The 18,350-nt window shown below is 55.4% G+C and carries 11 protein-coding genes; 7 read left to right on the top strand and 4 right to left on the bottom strand.

Annotated features, from left to right (window positions below; translation table 11 throughout):
• Positions 1-101 precede the first annotated feature (101 nt).
• Positions 102-1,637: an IS1380 family transposase gene (locus TBK1r_RS30390; protein ID WP_145218983.1), complete on the top strand. Its 1,536-nt coding sequence runs from the start codon at positions 102-104 to the stop codon at positions 1,635-1,637.
• Between the two features lie 155 nt (positions 1,638-1,792).
• On the opposite strand, the gene TBK1r_RS30395 is transcribed toward TBK1r_RS30390, so the two are convergent.
• Both TBK1r_RS30395 and TBK1r_RS30400 read right to left on the bottom strand, forming a co-directional pair.
• Positions 1,793-3,538, bottom strand: a complete 1,746-nt coding sequence (locus tag TBK1r_RS30395; protein ID WP_145218985.1) for an AAA family ATPase — start codon at positions 3,536-3,538, stop codon at positions 1,793-1,795.
• 593 nt (positions 3,539-4,131) lie between these two features.
• The gene (locus TBK1r_RS30400; protein WP_419580545.1) at positions 4,132-8,940 is read right to left on the bottom strand and encodes a DUF3320 domain-containing protein; all 4,809 of its coding nucleotides are present in this window, start codon (positions 8,938-8,940) and stop codon (positions 4,132-4,134) included.
• 544 nt (positions 8,941-9,484) lie between these two features.
• On the opposite strand from TBK1r_RS30400, the gene TBK1r_RS30405 reads away from it, so the two are divergent.
• Entirely contained in the window at positions 9,485-10,447 is a 963-nt protein-coding gene (locus TBK1r_RS30405; protein ID WP_145210543.1) for an IS110 family RNA-guided transposase, read from the top strand.
• Positions 10,448-10,862: 415 nt separating this feature from the next.
• Here TBK1r_RS30405 and TBK1r_RS30410 read toward each other — a convergent pair whose 3' ends face one another.
• Together TBK1r_RS30410 and TBK1r_RS30415 are read right to left on the bottom strand one after the other, a co-directional pair.
• Positions 10,863-11,339: a hypothetical protein gene (locus TBK1r_RS30410; RefSeq protein WP_145218989.1), complete on the bottom strand. Its 477-nt coding sequence runs from the start codon at positions 11,337-11,339 to the stop codon at positions 10,863-10,865.
• A 522-nt stretch (positions 11,340-11,861) separates the two neighbouring features.
• On the bottom strand, positions 11,862-13,025 hold the full coding sequence (locus tag TBK1r_RS30415; RefSeq protein ID WP_145207505.1) for an ISAs1 family transposase: 1,164 nt from the start codon (positions 13,023-13,025) through the stop codon (positions 11,862-11,864).
• An 880-nt stretch (positions 13,026-13,905) separates the two neighbouring features.
• Between TBK1r_RS30415 and TBK1r_RS30420 the strand changes: the two genes are divergently transcribed.
• The 5 genes from TBK1r_RS30420 to TBK1r_RS30440 all read left to right on the top strand — a co-directional run bounded on the left by TBK1r_RS30420 (position 13,906) and on the right by TBK1r_RS30440 (position 18,018).
• Positions 13,906-14,304: a hypothetical protein gene (locus TBK1r_RS30420; protein WP_145218991.1), complete on the top strand. Its 399-nt coding sequence runs from the start codon at positions 13,906-13,908 to the stop codon at positions 14,302-14,304.
• A 132-nt stretch (positions 14,305-14,436) separates the two neighbouring features.
• Positions 14,437-15,213 (top strand): hypothetical protein, encoded by a 777-nt coding sequence (locus TBK1r_RS30425; RefSeq protein WP_145218993.1) that lies wholly within the window; start codon positions 14,437-14,439, stop codon positions 15,211-15,213.
• Positions 15,214-15,232: 19 nt separating this feature from the next.
• Positions 15,233-16,090, top strand: coding sequence for a hypothetical protein (locus TBK1r_RS30430; RefSeq protein WP_145218995.1), 858 nt, complete (start codon positions 15,233-15,235; stop codon positions 16,088-16,090).
• Positions 16,091-16,161: 71 nt separating this feature from the next.
• Positions 16,162-16,611: a hypothetical protein gene (locus TBK1r_RS30435; RefSeq protein WP_145218997.1), complete on the top strand. Its 450-nt coding sequence runs from the start codon at positions 16,162-16,164 to the stop codon at positions 16,609-16,611.
• 966 nt (positions 16,612-17,577) lie between these two features.
• Positions 17,578-18,018 carry a hypothetical protein gene (locus TBK1r_RS30440; protein ID WP_145218999.1) on the top strand — a complete coding sequence of 147 codons (441 nt, stop codon included), beginning with the start codon at positions 17,578-17,580 and terminating at the stop codon, positions 18,016-18,018.
• Positions 18,019-18,350: the final 332 nt, after the last annotated feature.

The following is an 18,350-nucleotide window of genomic DNA, read 5'->3' on the forward strand; positions in this document are numbered from 1 at the left end:
CTTGATGGTGAAAAATTGAAAAAACTCGAAACCCTCGGCGTTTTGCGGGTGTATTGGAGATAACGACAACTTCAACGCACTCACTCAACGGAGGATTTCGAGTGAACGACAACTTACGCCGTCGGTTGCTGCGCCGCAAGCGAGTTCTTCTACAACGTATCGACAAGAAGAAGGGTAAGACACATACGCCCATGATTCGCCCCTTGCGGGCAAAGTACGAACTGGCCGAGAAAGTTGAGGCGGTTTCCTGTGGCGGTATCGGCATGGTCATGCAGCTTGTCGAGCAACTCGGATTGCGAAAGCACATCAACCAGTCCGCACCGGTGTTCAAGCTTCACGCGCCGTACGACGAAGCCGATCACGTGCTCAACATTGCCCTGAATCTATTGGCCGGTGGGACCTGCCTCGAACATTTGGAGCATCGCCGCACCGACGAGGCGTATCTGGACGCACTGGGCGCTGAACGGATTCCCGATCCGACAACTGCTGGTGACTTTTGCCGTCGTTTTGATGGCTTCAAGCTACTGCTATTGATGCAGGGAATCAACGTGGCACGCAAGAAGGTTTGGAAACAACAATCCGATGCGTTCTTCGAGCAGGCCACCATTGAAGCCGATGGCACGATGGTCGAGACTTGCGGTGAAAAGAAAGAGGGCATCGGAATCAACTACAAAGGACAATGGGGCTACCATCCACTGGTCGTTACGCTCGCGGAAACCAACGAGTTACTGTACCTGGCCAACCGCAGCGGCAATCGCCCGAGCGGTGAAGGCTCATCGTTCTACTTTGACAGGGCGATCGAACTATGTCGCAATGCTGGGTTTCGAAAGATCCTGTTGCGTGGCGACACGGACTTTTCGTCAACCCAACATCTCGATCGATGGGACGCGCAGGATGTCCGTTTCGTGTTTGGCTATGACGCCAACAAAACACTGACCGCAATTGCCGACTCCCTCGACGAATCAGCATGGAATCCGCTTCGGCGGCAGAAAAAGACTTCTGAGAATCCGCGTGCAAAACGACCCAACTACAAAGAGGAAATCGTCGTAGAAAACGGCTACGAGAACAAGAAGCTGCGTGCTGAAAGCTATGCCGAGTTCCCGTATCAGCCTGGCAATTGCAAGCGTCCCTACCGGATGGTTGCCGTTCGCAAAGACATCGACGTCACGAGTGGGCAGCAATTCTTGTTCAGCACCGAAAAGTACTTCTTCTACATCAGCAACGAACCAAAGGAAGAAAAACAGTCGCGTGAACTGATCGGAGACGGCAACAATCGCTGTGATCAGGAAAACACGATTAGCCAGCTCAAGGCGAGTCACGCATTGACCGCGCCGCTGGATTCGCTGGAAAGCAACTGGGCGTACATGTTGATTGCTTCTCTTGCCTGGACGCTGAAGCTTTGGAGTGGAATGATGGTCCGCGTCAAAGGGAATCCCGGGCAGAGAAAGACGCGAAAACGCCTTCGTGATCGTGTGATCAAAATGGAGTTCTCGACGTTCTTGACTTCGTTGATCCAGATTCCGGCCCAAGTCATCCGCTCATCGCGTCAACTGAAGCTGCGGATTTTGACATACCGTCTCGGCGTCGAAAACTTGTTCACACTCAGTGACCATATTGCGATGCCGCTTCGAACGTGACACGTCGAAACCAACGAAGCCGAAGTCCGGATGCTTCGGTACCGCCGCTAACGCCTAACCCGAGAGAAGCGAATTTATGAGCACGATACCATGCGAATTTCCAATAAGGAGCAGTGCTCCCAAGCGTGCTGCTGCGCCTCAAAAATCCGAAAGCGTCACGCAAAATCCACGCTAGCGTTCGCTTGATTGAGGTCTAGAGCGTTTATCGCGGTTTGCATTCCATCGTCGAGTTCTTGGCGAGCCGATTCAGTTGACGTGACCAAGCCACGTATTGCTTCTGCTGCTGGCAGAAGCGCTTGCTTAAGTGGTGACGCGAGGTCGAATTCGGGAGCATTTATACCTGCCAACACCTGCGCAAACCGTGTTGGGAGCTGTGACTTTAAGAGCGCGAGTTGAGCTTGCGTTGTTGCAACGAGGTCACGATGCCGAATCGCTGTCTCATATTCTTCTTTCAGCGCTACGAGACTCGCATCTTTTAGCTTTTGAAGCCCTTCGCGACGCTCACGCAACCGCGACACCTGCGATTGAGAGTCTCGAAAGGTCTTGAGCTTGCTTGATGCTGTGTCGTGCGTTGCGTGAATCCGCTGCGAGTAGCTTTTGAGTTCTACATCATGCTGGCGAATAGCTTCGCGACCAGAGATCGCGTCAAGATAGACTTTCCGGATCCGAGAATCCGTGGCAGCTTGCTCGATTTCGTGCCACCCCAAAATAGCTGCAGGAAACTGAATCGGGTCTGACGAACTTACCACCTGTTGACGATCGTCCTCAAACGTAAGGGCGTATTGATTGGATCCAAGCGTACGTTGAACAAGCACCCTCGCCCCGTCTGCACGCTTCACGAGTGCTTTTACCGATCCTCCCGGACCGAGAATTGCGTTCAGATGACCGTTGACTTCCTCAGTTCGACTCTCAGGAACTTCAACGCCCAGCACAAAACGCAGGCACTCTAACACCGAAGTTTTCCCGGAACCTTTCACTCCCATAAAAACGTTGCAATTCGGTGAAAGCGAGAGCCAAAGATCAGAAAAGAACTTCCCTGTGATCTGCAACCCTACGATGTACGCTGATGGTAGGTCCGGACGCTTCAGCTTGACCCGAAACGGCAATTCGAGGGCGTGCTTCAGTTCTGCAAACGTCACTTGCTCCATTTGAGCATAGCACGGCCGTACCCCAAGTTGCTCCGGACTGTGACTGTCACTCGATCGTATGCAGGCAAGTTCTAGATTGTTCGTCTCTTGATGTTTGCCGTCAAAAAATTCGGCTGTCTTGGGATCAGTCACTTCAAGACACGTGAAGCATTTTTTGGCGGCCTTCAGGAACTCTGGGTCTGCGTATATGTCATCGACACTTCGTGATGCAAATGCGTTATGGTCCGAATGCAAGTGAGCTGGAATCACGATAGCGTTTGATCCCTGCAGTTCTTCGCAGATCCGATCAATCGAATCTGTCACGCCCTTGATGGCCGTGCCACCCGACTGTCGTTCCTCAGTGTGGCATCGCTTGTAGAGATGGGTGATCCAGTAATCCGGTGTTTCGGTTGCATCCGGATCAAAACCAATGAGCAGATGAAAATAGAGATTCTTTGTGATCTTGCTGAGCGGCTTCGTCCAAGCGTCGACAAAAACGTTCAACTCGACACCGCGTAGTATCAGTCTCCCAGTGCGCCGCTGCAACTCATCAACAAAACCAGCATCCGGGAGTCGAACATGGTCCGTAAACATGACCGCGGCCAGGTCACGGGCAAGGATCTGCTGAGCAGACCGTTCCAACACGTTTTCGCCGCCTGCCTCATAGTCAAAACTGGCCGGGGAATGGTTGTGCAAGTCAATCGAGTGCCAAGTCGCAAAAGTCGGTGGCGATTTTCGATACAGCTCGCGTTCAAACTCTGCAATGATAGCCATATTTGGTTGCCCCAATTCATTCGCGGTTAGAGTCAATCTAGTTTACCAGTTGACAGCTACTTGCGCTTCAGGGTTCAACCGGTGCACAAATTTTATTCCGTCAGAGGCGGTTCGCCTTCATGCCGACGCGAGTTAGCCATTCGCTCAATCACATTTTCTCGCTCCGGTGGCCGACACCGGCGTGTCGTTTGAATTGCATGATTTGGTGTTGGTTTCATCAGGCTGCGTTCTGCTCACAATCAATGAAGCGTTGAGACGTGTTCGGCGAACCAGCCAAAGCATGATCACGGGTTCAACGCTTGCCAATCACCCGCATTCTGGAGTGTGCTTGCGCATCGCAATGGTGGTGAGTGACGGTGGTTGCTGCCACCGTCCCAACCGGTCGCTATCATTCAGCCTTGGATGATTCAGCCTTCCATTTTTGTGAGGATGATCGGTCGCGATCGCGTCGTTTAGGGGAAAGCCGATCATGGCAGCAGTTGCCTGCTGTTGAGACAAGAAGCTTTTGATCGATGCGTGCATAGCGTTTCGCGCCGAGTCCTGCATGAGTAAATGACGTTCAGCGGTGCTGAAGACGCATCAGGCAATTGCCATCAAGCTCCGCTTGGGATCGCCGAGCCGGATGCGACGAAGAGGCTGCCGTCACGGTTTTCGATGGCCTGCATTTCTACGAGGCGTTTGATTTGCTCTCGAACGTGGGCGTGCAGGGACTTGCTCTTGCTGATCCCCAGCAATTTTGCCACCGACGATGCAGTCTGATCTTCGTCGGTGCCGATCTGGTGTTCGACAACCGCAAAGATGGCTCCGCGCAGCTCCTCCGGTGAAATGAAATCGACGTTTCGAAGTTTTGCGTTGTCGAGGTGTTTGCGATAGCGGACAGGAAACATCTGTTGGCCGGCGGTGTAGACAAAGGCGTCGCGATGTTCCACGGTTCCCGCTTCACGAAGCAACCGGATGGAATCGGAAATGCGTGATTTCAGCGAGGAAACAAGACGCCCCTGACCACAAATCCGAATCATTCGACGCCCGATCTCGTCGATGTGAATGGGCGATTCGATTTCGATAATCTGCTTTGCAAGGGCAGTCAGCAGCGCATCCGAAAGATCAGCTGGGCCCCCTTCGAAATGCTGATTCGGCATTCTCGTTTCTAAATAGTCTTCGCCTTTCAGTTCGCGCTCGGTCACCGCTTCAGGTGAATCTTCTCGGGAAATCGGCGGATGAATGTCTGCTTCAGTGGGTTCCCCCGGCGTCGCGGAATTGAATGCACCCTTTTCGTCGTCGGCGTCGATTCGCTCCCAATGCCGTTTGGCTTCATCAAGTGCCTTGAGCGTCTTTTCGATTTGTTCCTCAGGACGCTGGAACCAATCGGTGCTCCAAATCCGATGGATGATCCAGCCTCGAGCCTCTAGAACTTGCTGCCGAATCCGATCGCGGTCACGAACCCACCGGGCGCTATGGTATTGTGCGCCGTCACATTCAATCCCCAGCAGGTAACGCCCTCGCCGCTCCGGATCTCGGATCGCGAGATCAATGAAGAATCCTCCGACTCCGATCTGGTGATCGACCTCCAGCCCGCGGTTGCGGAGTGCTTTTGCGACCTGTTCTTCGAAAATGCTGTCCGCTCCGCCGTGGGACTGCGTCGCATCCAGTCGCCCGTGTTCGGCGTAGTTCAAATACATCTTCAATGCGGCAACGCCTTCACTCTGCGTATGTGCGAGGTCGATATCATCTGCCTTCAATGACGTGAAAACCTCGCAGGCAGACGCCGCACGGCTGATCAAGACATTGAGTCGACGCTCTCCACCTTTGCGGTTAAGCGGACCAAAACTATGGGCGAAATAGCCGTCTTTGTCCTTGCCGTATCCAATCGAGATGAAAATCACGTCTCGCTGGTCACCCTGCACATTTTCCAGGCTTTTCACAAAGAACGGTTCGGCACCGCCGCTGTTAAAAAATTCTTCGACAGACGCGTCTTCCTTTCTTCGCAGCTCAATCTCATTCCGAATCGCGTCGCGCTGGGCAGCACTGAAAGTGGCAACACCCAGCGAAAGATGTGGTCGTTGTCGAGCATGCTCGAGCACGGCCTCTGCTACTGCGATCGCTTCGTTGCGATTTGCGCGTGATCCTCCCCGGTCGTAGCACCCATTAGCGATGTACCGAAGCTTTAACCCAAGAGCTCCGCCGCTGAGGACCGGGCTTGGCACGATGAACAATCGATCGTCATAGAACTGGCGATTGCTGACGGCGATCAACGACTCATGCCGGCTTCGATAGTGCCAGCTCAGCATGCGGCTGGGCAGACCTTGAGCCTCGCATAGTCCCAAGATGCTTTCCAAGTCGCTTGCATTGGTTACCGCGTCGTCATCGTCTTCGGGCTTGTCATCGGACATTCGGCCGAAGAAATCGGTCGGCGGAAGCTGCCGCTGGTCACCGACAACAACGATCTGCTTGCTGCGGGCGATCGCGCCCAACGCGTCGACTGGCTGGACCTGACTGGCTTCGTCGATGACCAGCAAGTCAAATTCGACTGCACCCGGCTCCAGATACTGGGCGACCGAAAGAGGACTCATCATGAAGACGGGCTTAATCTTTTGGATGGCGTGCCCCGCTTCCTTGATCAGCCGTCGGATCGGCATGTGCCTTCGTTTCTTGTTGGTTTCCCGCATAACCACGCTGACCTGGCCACCGTCCGCAGATCTGGCTGGCAGGTTTTCGTGATGCTTCTTCGCGACATCGACGCGGCTTTGTGCGATACGTGCCGTATCCAATTCGGCAAACCGGCTTCGGAGCTTTTCGTACGTGTCACCGTGAAACTCCGCCAAGTCGCGACGGTCGCTCCACGCCTCTGCAAGAATCGCCTCGCTGCGAATCAACTCAAGTTGCTCAGCCACATCGCCGGCGGCCAACGCGCCACTTTCAATCTCACCGGCTAATTCACGAAGACCTGCATTTTTTAACGTTGTTACGCGAGCCATCGTCGCGAGATAATGACTCAATTGCTCGGCAGACTCTTGCCACGCGCCCATGCGAGCCCGCCAATCAGCCAAGGTGGTGGTTCGAGCATCCGGGGAATTGAACGCTCGTGGGAAATCAATCTTCAAAACAGAACCGACCTTGCCCAATTCACCATCGACGGTCTTCAGCAGTTTCGCGATTCGGTTCAGGGGCTCTGCTATTGCAGGTGCCTTCGCCGCATCCCCGGCGAGGCGACGGCCGTGCTGCTTGAGCAGTTCCGTCTTAAGCCCATCTCTTACCCAGCCCACGATCGCGTCGAGATCCTCAACCGGCGAACCAGCTCCAGACCAAACCCGCCCAAAAACCGAGCGACACATCGCGTCTTCGGCATCGATTGTTTTGGAGGACTTTTGCAGTGAAAGAATACTGTCGACCAAGGCCACTCGTTCGTCGGCGTCCTTGGGCAAACCATTGACGCAAACGCCGCGCAGCGTGGCGACAGCGTTTCGGAATGATGAATTAAAAATGCGAAGCCAACTCTTGCCATGACCTGCCAGAGCAACGCGGGTCGCTGACCAATCGAGGTTCCAGGCAGTGTCGCTGATACGTCCATCGAGAGACCGACGCGATTCCTGCAGTGCTCGGACTTCGCCAATAAGGGCTTCAAGCCCTGCGATTTCCGTCTGCCAAGACGCATGGTTGATTGCCTGCCTGTCGACCATGGCAGGACATCGCCGGACGTAAGCTGCAAGCTGAGCCAGTTCTGCGGTTTCCTTAATGTTCTTCGCCGCTGGCAATTCTAGGATCTCAGCCAGAGCACCATTTGCGGCATCAAGCTTCTCAACAGCAGCCTGAACGGCCTTCAGGGTGCCAAGCAGCCGCTCGACGTTGGCTGGTGTCATCGGCTTGCACTGCACACCGCGCCACGGGTTCGACGCTGGCGTCCCCGACGCCAGCAACAATTGGTCTAGCTCCTTAGCGACGTACTGGCATTGTTGGTAGATTTCTGGTGTCCATTGACTCAATTCGGCAACGCGATACGCGGGAGCCGGCCGCCCCTGCTGCCGAATGTTCAGTAGACTGCCCATGGCCTGGAAAGGCGAACAGCCCGACTCACCGACTTGACTGTGCAAAGTCACATCATGGTGACGCAAACGCTGGGCCGTTTGGCGGAGTTCGTCAATGGGAACGTGGTTGGCAGCGGTTGGGGCCCCCAGGTTCATGGTCGCTTTCAGATCCTCCAAAACTTCGCTTTTGCGCGCCTTGTGACTGTGCAACTCTAGCGACATGGGGCCAAGTCCGACGGCATCCAGTCGACGTTTCACCACATCCAACGCGGCCATTTTTTCTGCAACGAACAACACCCGCTTTCCGGCATGAACAGCGGCGGCGATCGCGTTTGTAATGGTTTGCGATTTCCCGGTTCCCGGCGGTCCCTGTACAACCAGATTACGGCCGCGAACAATCTCCTCGATGACCACCGCTTGGGATGAATCAGCGTCCGTCACGTGCACAACATTCGCAGGGTTTACAATCTCGTCGATCGGTTCGTGGTCACCGCAAATGGGAGGCAAGGCACTACCGGAGGCAAATGCATCGCCGAGCAGTCCTGCGATCAGACCATTCTCCGTCAATCCGGAACCTTCCGGCCACGCTGCTGGGGAAAGATCTCTGAACATCAGAAACTTGGTGAAGGAAAAGAACCACAGGAGGATCTCGTTATCCAGGACCTGCCAGCCCTCGCGACCCTCGATCAACTTACGAATTTCGTCAAAGTAAGCCGTCGGCGTCCACTCTGCTTCATCCTGGATGTCTTCAGGCAGATCAGGCAGTCGGATGCCAAAATCCTGTTGCAATCTTGCTTGAATCGACAAATTGGTCACGATTTCGTCATCGCGAAAATTCACGCGAAACTTGCTGCGCACGGAATTGCGAGACAATTCCACCGGGATCAACAACAGCGGCGCATAACGGTCCACTGCGGAGTTCCCCGATTCACGCCATTTCAAGAATCCGCAGGCAAGATAAAGGATACTGACGCCCTGTTCTTCCTCTGCCGTGCGAGCTTCGTAGTAAAGCTTCAGCAAGCGATCATTCAGGGCGTCCTGAGAGAACATTGTCTGCAGAAACAGATCCGTGTAACGTTCGGGAATCTCACCCTCGTCACCGGAGCACTCCGCATCCTCATCAAGCTGTCCGTCACTCGCTTCGTCGAATTCGCGGAGAAACTGTTCGCGATCATCCTCGTTCACTTCGGGTGCAATCGGCAGAAAGGACATCGTCTTGCCTTGCCGCACAAGCAGATCAAAGACGTTGTCGGTGCGTTCGTCGTGAACCTGAATCCAGCTTTTTCGCTTGCCATCAAGTGGCGTATGAACCAACCGATTCCGCGCCGTCAGTTCCAACAAGTCACGTCGCGTCTTCTCAATTATCGCTTCAAGATCCAAGATCCGGTCCCCCAATTTTCAAGTTCATCGCACCGAAGAACATACTATCAAACCACCCCCTCTGCGTGTTGGGGAGTCTCTAGGTCCGTTCGAAGATCATGAAGGTGTAACGGTTAGAACGACTTGGCGGAGTATCAAGATTATTCGCACAAAGGGTGGGAAGCCAGAATGCCTGTCCCCAGCGTCGCTAATGGAAGTTTGGTGCCACCCACCAAACCGGGACGGGAGCGAAGACCAACGCTCCCGCTAGCAAGTCAGCAGGCGGGCCCTACAGATGACACGTGGTGGGTAGTGTCTTGGAAACGGCGGCTCGACTTCGCTGTCCACGATTGAATTCGTTTTCAAGCTGGGCTTACGCGTGAGCCATGATTCGAAAAGTGCCTGCCGGTTAGCTGCCGGCAGGCACGCGGACTCGGTAGATCGTTGTGGGTAGACACCCGATGTCGTGTGCCATCTAGATCGCCGGTCCGTTTCGTTCTCAGCCCGAACAGCCGAGGGAGCCACCGACAAGTGTGAGCTCGCACTACTATCCAGGGACCAAACGATGACGACAGTTTACAAAAGATTCATTGGGGTTGACGTCGCAAGCCGCAAACTTGATCTCTTCGATTCGGTTGCAAAAGTACATCAAACGATCGATAACACACCGGAAGCAATCAACGCATGGATCAAACTTCTCCGCCGCAAGCGTGCCAAGACAATCGTGGTGATGGAAGCCACCGGAGGCTACGAAAGCAATCTGGTGGACGCTTTGCACGAAGCCGATACGGATTGTTGCGTGTGCAACCCCGCGCAGGTGCGATCGTTCGCCAAAGGGATCGGACTGATCGAAAAGAACGATCCGATCGACGCCAGAATGATCGCCCGGTTTGGTGAGGTCGTCACGCCAAAGTTGCGTGAGAAACCTTCTCCCGAAGAACGCAAGCTCAAGGCGCTGGTGCATCGACGTGATCAAATTCTCTCGCAACAGTCGGCCGAACGGAACCGCCTTGCCCAAGCCCGCGACGAGGAAGTGCGTGAAGTCATCCAGGAAGCGTTGGACTTCTATAAACGGCAAATCGCGGGGATTGAGAAGAAAATTGCCGCGTTGATCGATGCCAGCCAACCCCTGTCAGAGCGAGCAGCGCTACTCGCTTCGTGCCCCGGTGTCGGCACCGCAACGGTCGCGATGTTTCTGGCCGAGCTCCCCGAACTAGGCTCGCTCAACCGCGGCCAAATTGCCAAGCTCGTTGGCGTCGCGCCGATCGTCCGTGATAGCGGCCAAAAGGAAGGCAAACGCAGCACGTTTGCCGGTCGCTCCCTGGTCCGCAAAGTGCTTTACATGGCCGCTTTGGTTGCCACGCGACACAATTCGATCATGAAAGCGTTCTACCAACGCCTGCTGGCCAAAGGCAAGCCGCCGAAGGTGGCGATCGTGGCGGTGATGCGAAAGCTCTTGGTAACGCTGAATGTCATGGTGCGCGAAGGAACGCCTTGGCGTGAATCCACTCTCGCGCCTGCGGGGTAGGCCTCTGGGGCAACACTGGCATCGGTCCGACATGGCAAAGTCCCACATGCATACGTGTCGCATCGGAAGTCACCCCCCCCCTTCATACAACAAGACGTTTGGTAAGCCCCTTTCGCGTCGCCGTCACATTGGCCTGCGCAAGCAGATGAGGCCGATGTGACGGCGATGCGGAATGGGGCGGCCCATTTCGTTGAGTCCCGAACGAGCGTCAGCCCCCCTCAGTACCACCCTGAGCTGAATCTCACCAACCAGAGCCAAAGATGCAAAACCAAGAAAACTTCCGGGCGAGCCATCACTCGCCATTGACAGAAACTAAGACAGCCGATGGCACCATTCATTCGTGCCAGCGACGGAAAAAGCGAACTCACTTAGACGTAAGCACAGCAGCGTGCAAGGACTGATCAGATTGCAGAAGTTACCGGCCAACTTTGGCAGACGGCCAATCGAAACGGTGCACGCCGTTATAGTAGTTTCGTTTCAGCCATTCAAGATCATCCCGCCAATCCTCGATCGCTTCTTGATAGCTCATTGAATTCGCGCGTTTAGCGCAGTTATTAATGTTCGACGCAAGCAACTGAGCGATTCGTCGGAGGCGTTTACTTGTGCGTGGACCGCCCCACTCTTTCATATACGAATCTGACTTGATAAATGGAATCTCTCCTGTGAAAGCATTTGAGAGAATAGTTCGCCGAGTCGATGTGCTGACCCCTTGCTTGCCCACACGGTAACCCAATTTGTGAATAGGGCTCGCTGCAACGCGATCAATTTCACTTTCCTTCGCGTTGCTCGAACGTAGATTGCGGGTATCGAGATCGGTTTGAACCCACCCTTCCCATCCTTGAGAAACGTATTCAAGACCGGGATGTCCAACCCGAAAGGGCTCAAGATACAACTTTCGCTGCCGAACGTTTGGGCATTGGAACGGATCCGATTGCCCACGAAGTATTGAGACAAGCATTTCCTGAGAATAGAAACGCAAGAACCGTCCGGACGCCGATTCGATTATCTCGTCAATGTCGGACGGCGACCAGTCATCACGTCCTAGGACTACGATTTCTGTCTTGCAATCAAGTTCACAAATCCCAATCCCGTTCTCCGACAGAATCCGGCCCAAGCGACTCGGATGGTGTGGTGTACATCCTATGAGAGCTACTGGGCCGATAAAGTCGAACGCGGGCACTGGTGCAGCAGTGTCTTTGTGTGCCTTACTAAAGCTTTTCTTTACATTCTCGGATTGTTTCCGGATCGCGTCGTCGGGAGACCGATTTGATGCAATGGGTCGCTTCACAACCGTCTTGCCACGCCGTTGGGTTTCTGCATTGGGGCTGTCGCTTCGCCGTTGAGTGCCATACCAGTTGACGGAAAATGACTTGCGTTGAAAGCAGTCTGCACACGCACGACGATCGCACCAAAATTAGGCTGCAAACAGGAGTTTCTCGAGGAATTCGCTGTTCCAGCCAGCGATTTTTCGCTTCCGCCTGAGGCTCTTCTTCCGAGTGTCTCGCTTGAGAAGCGTCGTCACAAACCGACGAGCAAAGCTCATGTTCGATGTCGCGTTCTTGGTTCGGAGCCGACTGGAGTCCTCATGAAACACGACATCGAGGACCCAGTGCATGCTCTCTATACTCCAATGGCTACGAGCACAATTTGAGAATTCATGCACCCGCGCCGGTCGGCTCGAAATGTAGTAGCGAACATCGCTTGATTGCCGGTCACCACGAGTCGTGCAAGTATTCGCTTGGCAGATACTTTTTGCTCCTTTCCACTGGTCGGTCAGTTCGCGAAGTGCTTTTGGAATTGGGCAGGTCGCATAGAAGCGTTCCTCTTCACGCGCGGCCTGCTTTCCTGTGGTCGTCATTGCCCGAACACCGTGGGCTGTGAGCCCATCGTTATGGGCCATCTCAAAGTGATCGGCGATGGCAGCACAGAGCTTGGGATGGTTGTCTTTGACAGCGAACAGATAGTCGCCACCTCCCTCGACGATCTTTTCAGCAATCGACTTTTGGCATCCCATGGCATCGAGCGTCACGATCGAATTGCGTAAGTCGATTAGATCGAGCAATTCGGGAATTGCCGTGATTTCGTTGGACTTTGAGTCGACCTCGGTTTGCCCAAGCGTGACACCATTTGCGGTCGCCCAGGCACTGACGATATGAATCGCATCAGATTTCTCCGCATCGGTATAGGATCCGCGCACCGTCTTGCCATCGATCGCAACGTGAACGGGACGATTGTCGTCCTTGCTGGCGTGATCCCAATTAATCTCGCAGAGATGAGCGTGCCATTGAAGCAGCGCCTTCTGAAACTCGGCTGGTTTGATCAGGGACAACACTCGCGTGATGGTATCGTGAGACGGAATGCCGGCATCAAAGTCGGCGAATTTGGATAGCCAATCCAGTTTCTCACCACCGAAGCTTTCGATCTCATCAGGTCCGTCCGCGCCTGCGATGACCGCCGAGACAACCAAAAACAGAATCGAGTTAAGTGGATGGATTGTCCGGCCTGCGACTCGCGGGTCGCCGACCTGATCAAAACACTCGTGAAACACATCGATTTGGGAAGCCATTGCCATCTCCATAACAGGGCAGTGAAAAACCAGTCTGGCTGAATTTATTGGCAGAGGGGTTCACTGAGGCAAGGCTTCGACGAATACTGAAACCAGATTTTGGTGCGATCGTCGTGCCTGCCCAAGGCCCCGTCTGACCGCATCCGACTACGGCATGGAGTGATTGAAAATCGGGCCCATGCATGCTTCTACCTGGCGGTGACCGCTGAGGACGGTGCCACACTCCGCTGCGTCGATGTCGTTGATGACGCGATCCCCGACCCTTCGCTGATCGCGATCGCTCAGACAGTTCCTGACTTTCTCAAGCTTGCTCAAGTAGTTCCGCCGCGTCGGGAACAGCCGCCAGAATGGCAAAGTCCCCCACGGAAGTCGATCAGCCTCGCTAACGCAATCGATCGACTGAGTGACGCCATTGAACCGTTTGTTCCTAAAGCCTCTCCGCCCCCGAGGAATACGGGCGAGTCGTGATCACAGCCCTGGCTGAATACTGCCGCTGACCACCGACTCGGCCAACGTGCCCTAACTCGTGCTTCTCGCGGCCAAAATACTCGGTAGCGACACATCCTACGTTGAGGTGTCGCTCTCTCGACAAGCCGACCGTCTTAACCAGGTCGCTGAGATCTAAATGCCTACGCGCAAGCTCGGAAACGCTCGATTGCCTTGCGCTCATGGGCGTTACGCGCGTCCAGCGACTTGGTAAATGTCTTCAGCGCGGAACCTGCTGCAGAACCTAAGCTGAGATCTGCTACAGACCTGGTCCAGACCACTCGCGTCCCCACACATCTGATCCAGTGAGCGAGCCGCATATGCCGGCCCGACTTAAGACACTCGCTGGCGGTCAAACGATCAATAAACGAGGCGCTGTTGACTTCTGACGCCGGGGCCCATCATCGTGACTTGCAAGTTGATTCCCCGCCTTGTCTGTTACCGCGAGATCCATGCCATGATCGTCAGTGACTCCTACATCGCCAATGCCTTCGTCGGCTTCCACTACGGGCGTATCTACCAACTCGGAGACGGAACCGTTTGGAAGATCGTTGATGTCCGGTGCCGACTGGGCAGCCAAATCAAACCCAAGGCCACCGTTCGGAAGCGACGCAACGACTACGTGCTCAAGGTGAGTGGGATCGGGCTGGCAGTTGAGGTGGTCCCCGTTGAAACGCCGTACTTTCAGGACCCGATCGAACAACTGCCTGAGAACCCTGCTGGCTTTCAGCAATGGCTCGCCAACGCGATTCAGACCGAAGTCGCCATGCTCAAGCGAGCACGGGCCAGACGGTCACACCGTTAGCATGCGACGGCAACCTCCAGTGCCAGGCCGGCTGCTCGAATTTGGTCGATTGACCAAGAAATTGTGTAATGCAGATGTAGTTTTTTTTCCGGCCAACCACACCACGCATACGACACAACAAACATGACCTGCATGGCGACGAACCGAGGTACCAGGCGACGCTACACGGCAACCAACGGCCTCCGCGATCCGGACTGGCGTTGGCAGCTCGCGGTGGACTCTGCGCCTTTTACCGCTGCCACACGGCGGCCTGACGCGATCTGCTGGCATCTCATTGATTATCTCCTGCACGGCGACGAGTGGATCACTTCGTTGGATTGCACCCGTCGTTTCTCAATCAGGCCGCTGCTCGTGATCTATCACGATCGGCTGCAGCGTCTGACGCTTGAGAGCAGAATCCTTGGATTACGCGACATCACACTTGCCGCCGAGGCATCGCGTGTCCCAGTGCAGGTCGCCCACGACTACTGCAGCATCTTTTTCGATGTCGGCGATCGTCTGCACGCGGTCCGGGCGATCGACGGCAAGATCATTCACGCGGACAGCCAACGCGATGACATCGTCCGCCGCGAACTGTATTGGCACGCGTACTTCGGTGGCCCCTTGGTTGCCGAACACTGGCTGTTGCACCTGCCCTTCGTCGGGTGTGAAGCCGAGCACGACTTGGAGACCCCGGAAGGACGACAGCGGGAGCAGCTTGAGCTGACGATGGCGTCACGCGAACCGGGCCCTGAGTTCTACGACAGCAAGCTCTTGCCCGTCTACCAGCAATTGCTCGACCGGCAGCCAAAAGCTCGTCCCTACGCCGAATGCGTCCAGGATCACGTCACAGACGCCCTGGTGGCCCACTGGCGACGTACGCCAACCGAGGCCGCTCGCAGAATCCTTGACCCACAAATCGCCGCCTAGCCATCGACAGAGAGCTCGCATGTCCATCAACCTCCGCCGGATCGGGGTCAACACGTTTGTGACGGAAACCTCACGCCAACAGGGAAAGGTCGTCACGCGTCACCTGGGGAGCTACAAGAACCCGTTCGTACGCTTCCTCTACCGGAAATCACAGCTGACAAAGACGCTCGCCAGGGGGCTCCGAAATGAAACAGCAGCGATCCGCCAAGAGTGCCGCCTGATCGAGCAAACCATGTCGCTGCTTGAATCGCTGGCAAAGCACTTCTTTGTGTTTCTCCGACTCGCCGATACTCGTTTTCATGAACCGTCCTCGATGTCGAAGCCAGATTCACCGGGCCAAGCAACGCAGCCCGCCGCAACTAAGCCCGAACGGGAACGTATCGACGAAGCCCTGAAGGTCCTTCCCGCCAAATACGCGTTCGGCAAGCTGTGCCGGCGGGCCGACGCGGGAGATCCCGAGGCAATACGGCGGCTCGATGAGCTGATCGAGCAAGCGCCCGAGATTCTCGAATCGACGGCGGACCTGATTCGGTTTGCCAAGCAGGCAGTTTTGCGTGGGATCTCGCGCGACAGCGTCGTATTTACCAAAGCGATGATGGCCCGACTCCAGGGGATCGAAGACAAGATCAAGGCGGATCACAGCGAAGATCCCATCCTGGGCCTGATGGCAGAGGTCGTGGCGATCAGCCAACTGGACGCGATGCGCTGCGCGATGCTGGCCCTCAACGGGCAGGAAAAGAAAACCGACGCCGATCACATCCAAAAACTTGCCGACCGATCGGTGCGACGCTTCGTCGGAATTCAGCAGACGTACCAGCGTCTCGCCCGGCAAAGCAAAAGCAGGCGGGCTGTTTCCTACTCGCGCAAAACCAAATAGTCAGTCTTCCGTCGGCCCGAACTGCACTCAATCCCATCACGACCACTTCGTCTCAACCGGCAGGCCCACGCATGCATTCTCCAAACACAGAATCCCAAAACCATCTTGCGGCGATAACCGACGCCGTTGTTGTCGTCGAGAAGTCGCTCGCGGCGATGCCGGGGAGCCGTCACAGCAGCTGCGTGTACGAACTGGGGGAACACGCCGCCTATTTTCGCGACGATCCCTCGGACCGCGTGTGCCTGAGGTTTGGCAGGATAAGAAACCACGCTGGCGAATGCCTGCACGTCGAGGTCTCCGACGAGCATGGTGAGCCGTTCTATACCGTCTGGATCGGCGACGAGGCTCTCCCCGCTGGCATACGGGTTGCTTTGGCCGGCAGGGCCCCCACGCTGATCAGGCTGGCCACTAATGACGGGGACGACGTGAACGCCGAATTACTCAAGAAGACTGCCAGAGCGGTCATGCAAGCGTCTAAGGACGTATCCGGGTCAGCTCACAAACGTCACTTCCTATGGTAATGACCGAGTAGATCTCACTGGTTCAGTACGCCGGCTTCAATGACACCGATCGAGCGAACACTTACAGTAGCTCAGCGTGCCGGGCGTTTCGAAATCGCTCGACAAGAGACTCCCTGGCCAACATGATGGCCGATACGACCGCCACGCAAATTGACGCACCCCAGTTGTCGAGCACTTCGGCGAGCCAGGATCACCACGACGTTCAACTCGGCGTCTCACTCGTGCGGCGGCGCCTTGATCGCTGTTGTGTCTATAAAGAACGCCCGCGACCGGCCGACCCGACGCCTGGGGCAAAGGCGTCAGGAAGGTGAGCCCAGTCGCGAGCGTTGGGCTGCATCATAGCGTAAACGGTTGAGTGCTCCAAAGTTTTGATTCACTGAAGTCGGATCCTTTGAAGCCTGGCTCACCCAAAAAACACAGGCGACACACCAATCGCCGAGTACTTGAGGTCAAGGTCGCCGAGCCGAGATCTCGCTGCGCAGCCGTCATCTTAGCGCGGCGTAAAGGCCACAACGCGGAAAACGCCAACTCTAACTGATCTCTGAATCGCTCGGATATCGTCGTGCTTGTTCCGTCACCAGATGCCGAATTTGGTGCTGTCAACGGGATCCTGTCAACTTGAGATGCAGCAGATGCATTAGGCGACAGGGTAACGGCCAGTCGTTTCGATATTGACCGTCCGGGCACGCCTGAGACTAACGTCTTCAGCACAACGAACAAACGATTTCAGCAAGCTTTCGACGGAGGGCATTGATCTTCGCACGGGATCCTCAAGGCAGCGGCCGCTGGTATTTGACGCGGGTGGATCAAGATCAGCGTCCGCGTTGAGCGGGCGGGGCCAGTCGCGACCGCTTTCCCAAGCATCAACGGGCCGACGGACGTGCCGATTTTTTGGTGATTTGGACGTTGCGATGTCAATTGGATTTGACGTTTTTTGACATCCAGAACTTCGAATCAGGACCTAGCATGTTTTTCCTCAATCAGCTCGTCGACCACAAACGCTACGTCGACCACGAACGCTACCTCGACAACGATTCCCATGACGACGACGAGCACTACGTCGTGAGCAAGTCCCATATCGTAGGCCAGTTCTACGGGTATATCAGCGGAGAGGACTATTGCCTCAGCGATGGAACCATCTGGCAGATCACAACGCCGATCTACAGAATTCGGAAGAAGCAGTCGCCGCGTGCCACCGTTTTCCGCAAGGGAGAGCAATACTACATGTCCGTCCGTGGAATGGGGCACGAAGTTGAGGTCGAAGCAGTTTATCTGCCCCCCTGTGTACTTGAGACGCCGATCGGACACTTCGAAAACCATGAACTGCAGGAGCAGTTATCGATCCCTACGCTGACCAAGAGAGCCCTGGCAAAGTGGAAGTGGTACACGGCGGTTAGGGATAGTTAGCGTCTGATGTCGTTCCGGAGAGCGCTTCGCGGATCGAAACAAGACTTATCACCGCAGACGAATCGGCGGACCGCAAAGACGGACTCACTGACGTTGAAAGAACTGTGCTTTCTTGCGTTCAACCAATGGGTTGGACTGATCGTCCGTACGAGGGCCATTCGCCTTGGATACGTCTGACACGCGTCACTGCGGGTTCGCAATTGCAGCCCAGTATTTCCGGAATCAGGTGTGCAGTTTGGCGAAATTGTAGCGAATTGGCTTACGAACGCGCGGGCGATGCAACTGCCCGCGCGGACCAGTACCGAGTGGTGACCGTATCAGGAGCTGGTGCG

It is taken from the genome of Stieleria magnilauensis (genome assembly GCA_007753675.1).
In the GTDB taxonomy this organism is placed as follows: domain Bacteria; phylum Planctomycetota; class Planctomycetia; order Pirellulales; family Pirellulaceae; genus Stieleria; species Stieleria magnilauensis.

Excerpts from the sequence above, each read along its gene's own strand:
- TBK1r_RS30395 (WP_145218985.1), bottom strand. The coding sequence starts at position 3,538 with ATGGCTATCATTGCAGAGTTTGAACGCGAGCTGTATCGAAAATCGCCA.
- TBK1r_RS30405 (WP_145210543.1), top strand. The coding sequence starts at position 9,485 with ATGACGACAGTTTACAAAAGATTCATTGGGGTTGACGTCGCAAGCCGC.
- TBK1r_RS30415 (WP_145207505.1), bottom strand. The coding sequence starts at position 13,025 with ATGGAGATGGCAATGGCTTCCCAAATCGATGTGTTTCACGAGTGTTTT.
- TBK1r_RS30425 (WP_145218993.1), top strand. The coding sequence starts at position 14,437 with ATGGCGACGAACCGAGGTACCAGGCGACGCTACACGGCAACCAACGGC.
- TBK1r_RS30430 (WP_145218995.1), top strand. The coding sequence starts at position 15,233 with ATGTCCATCAACCTCCGCCGGATCGGGGTCAACACGTTTGTGACGGAA.
- TBK1r_RS30435 (WP_145218997.1), top strand. The coding sequence starts at position 16,162 with ATGCATTCTCCAAACACAGAATCCCAAAACCATCTTGCGGCGATAACC.
- TBK1r_RS30440 (WP_145218999.1), top strand. The coding sequence starts at position 17,578 with ATGTTTTTCCTCAATCAGCTCGTCGACCACAAACGCTACGTCGACCAC.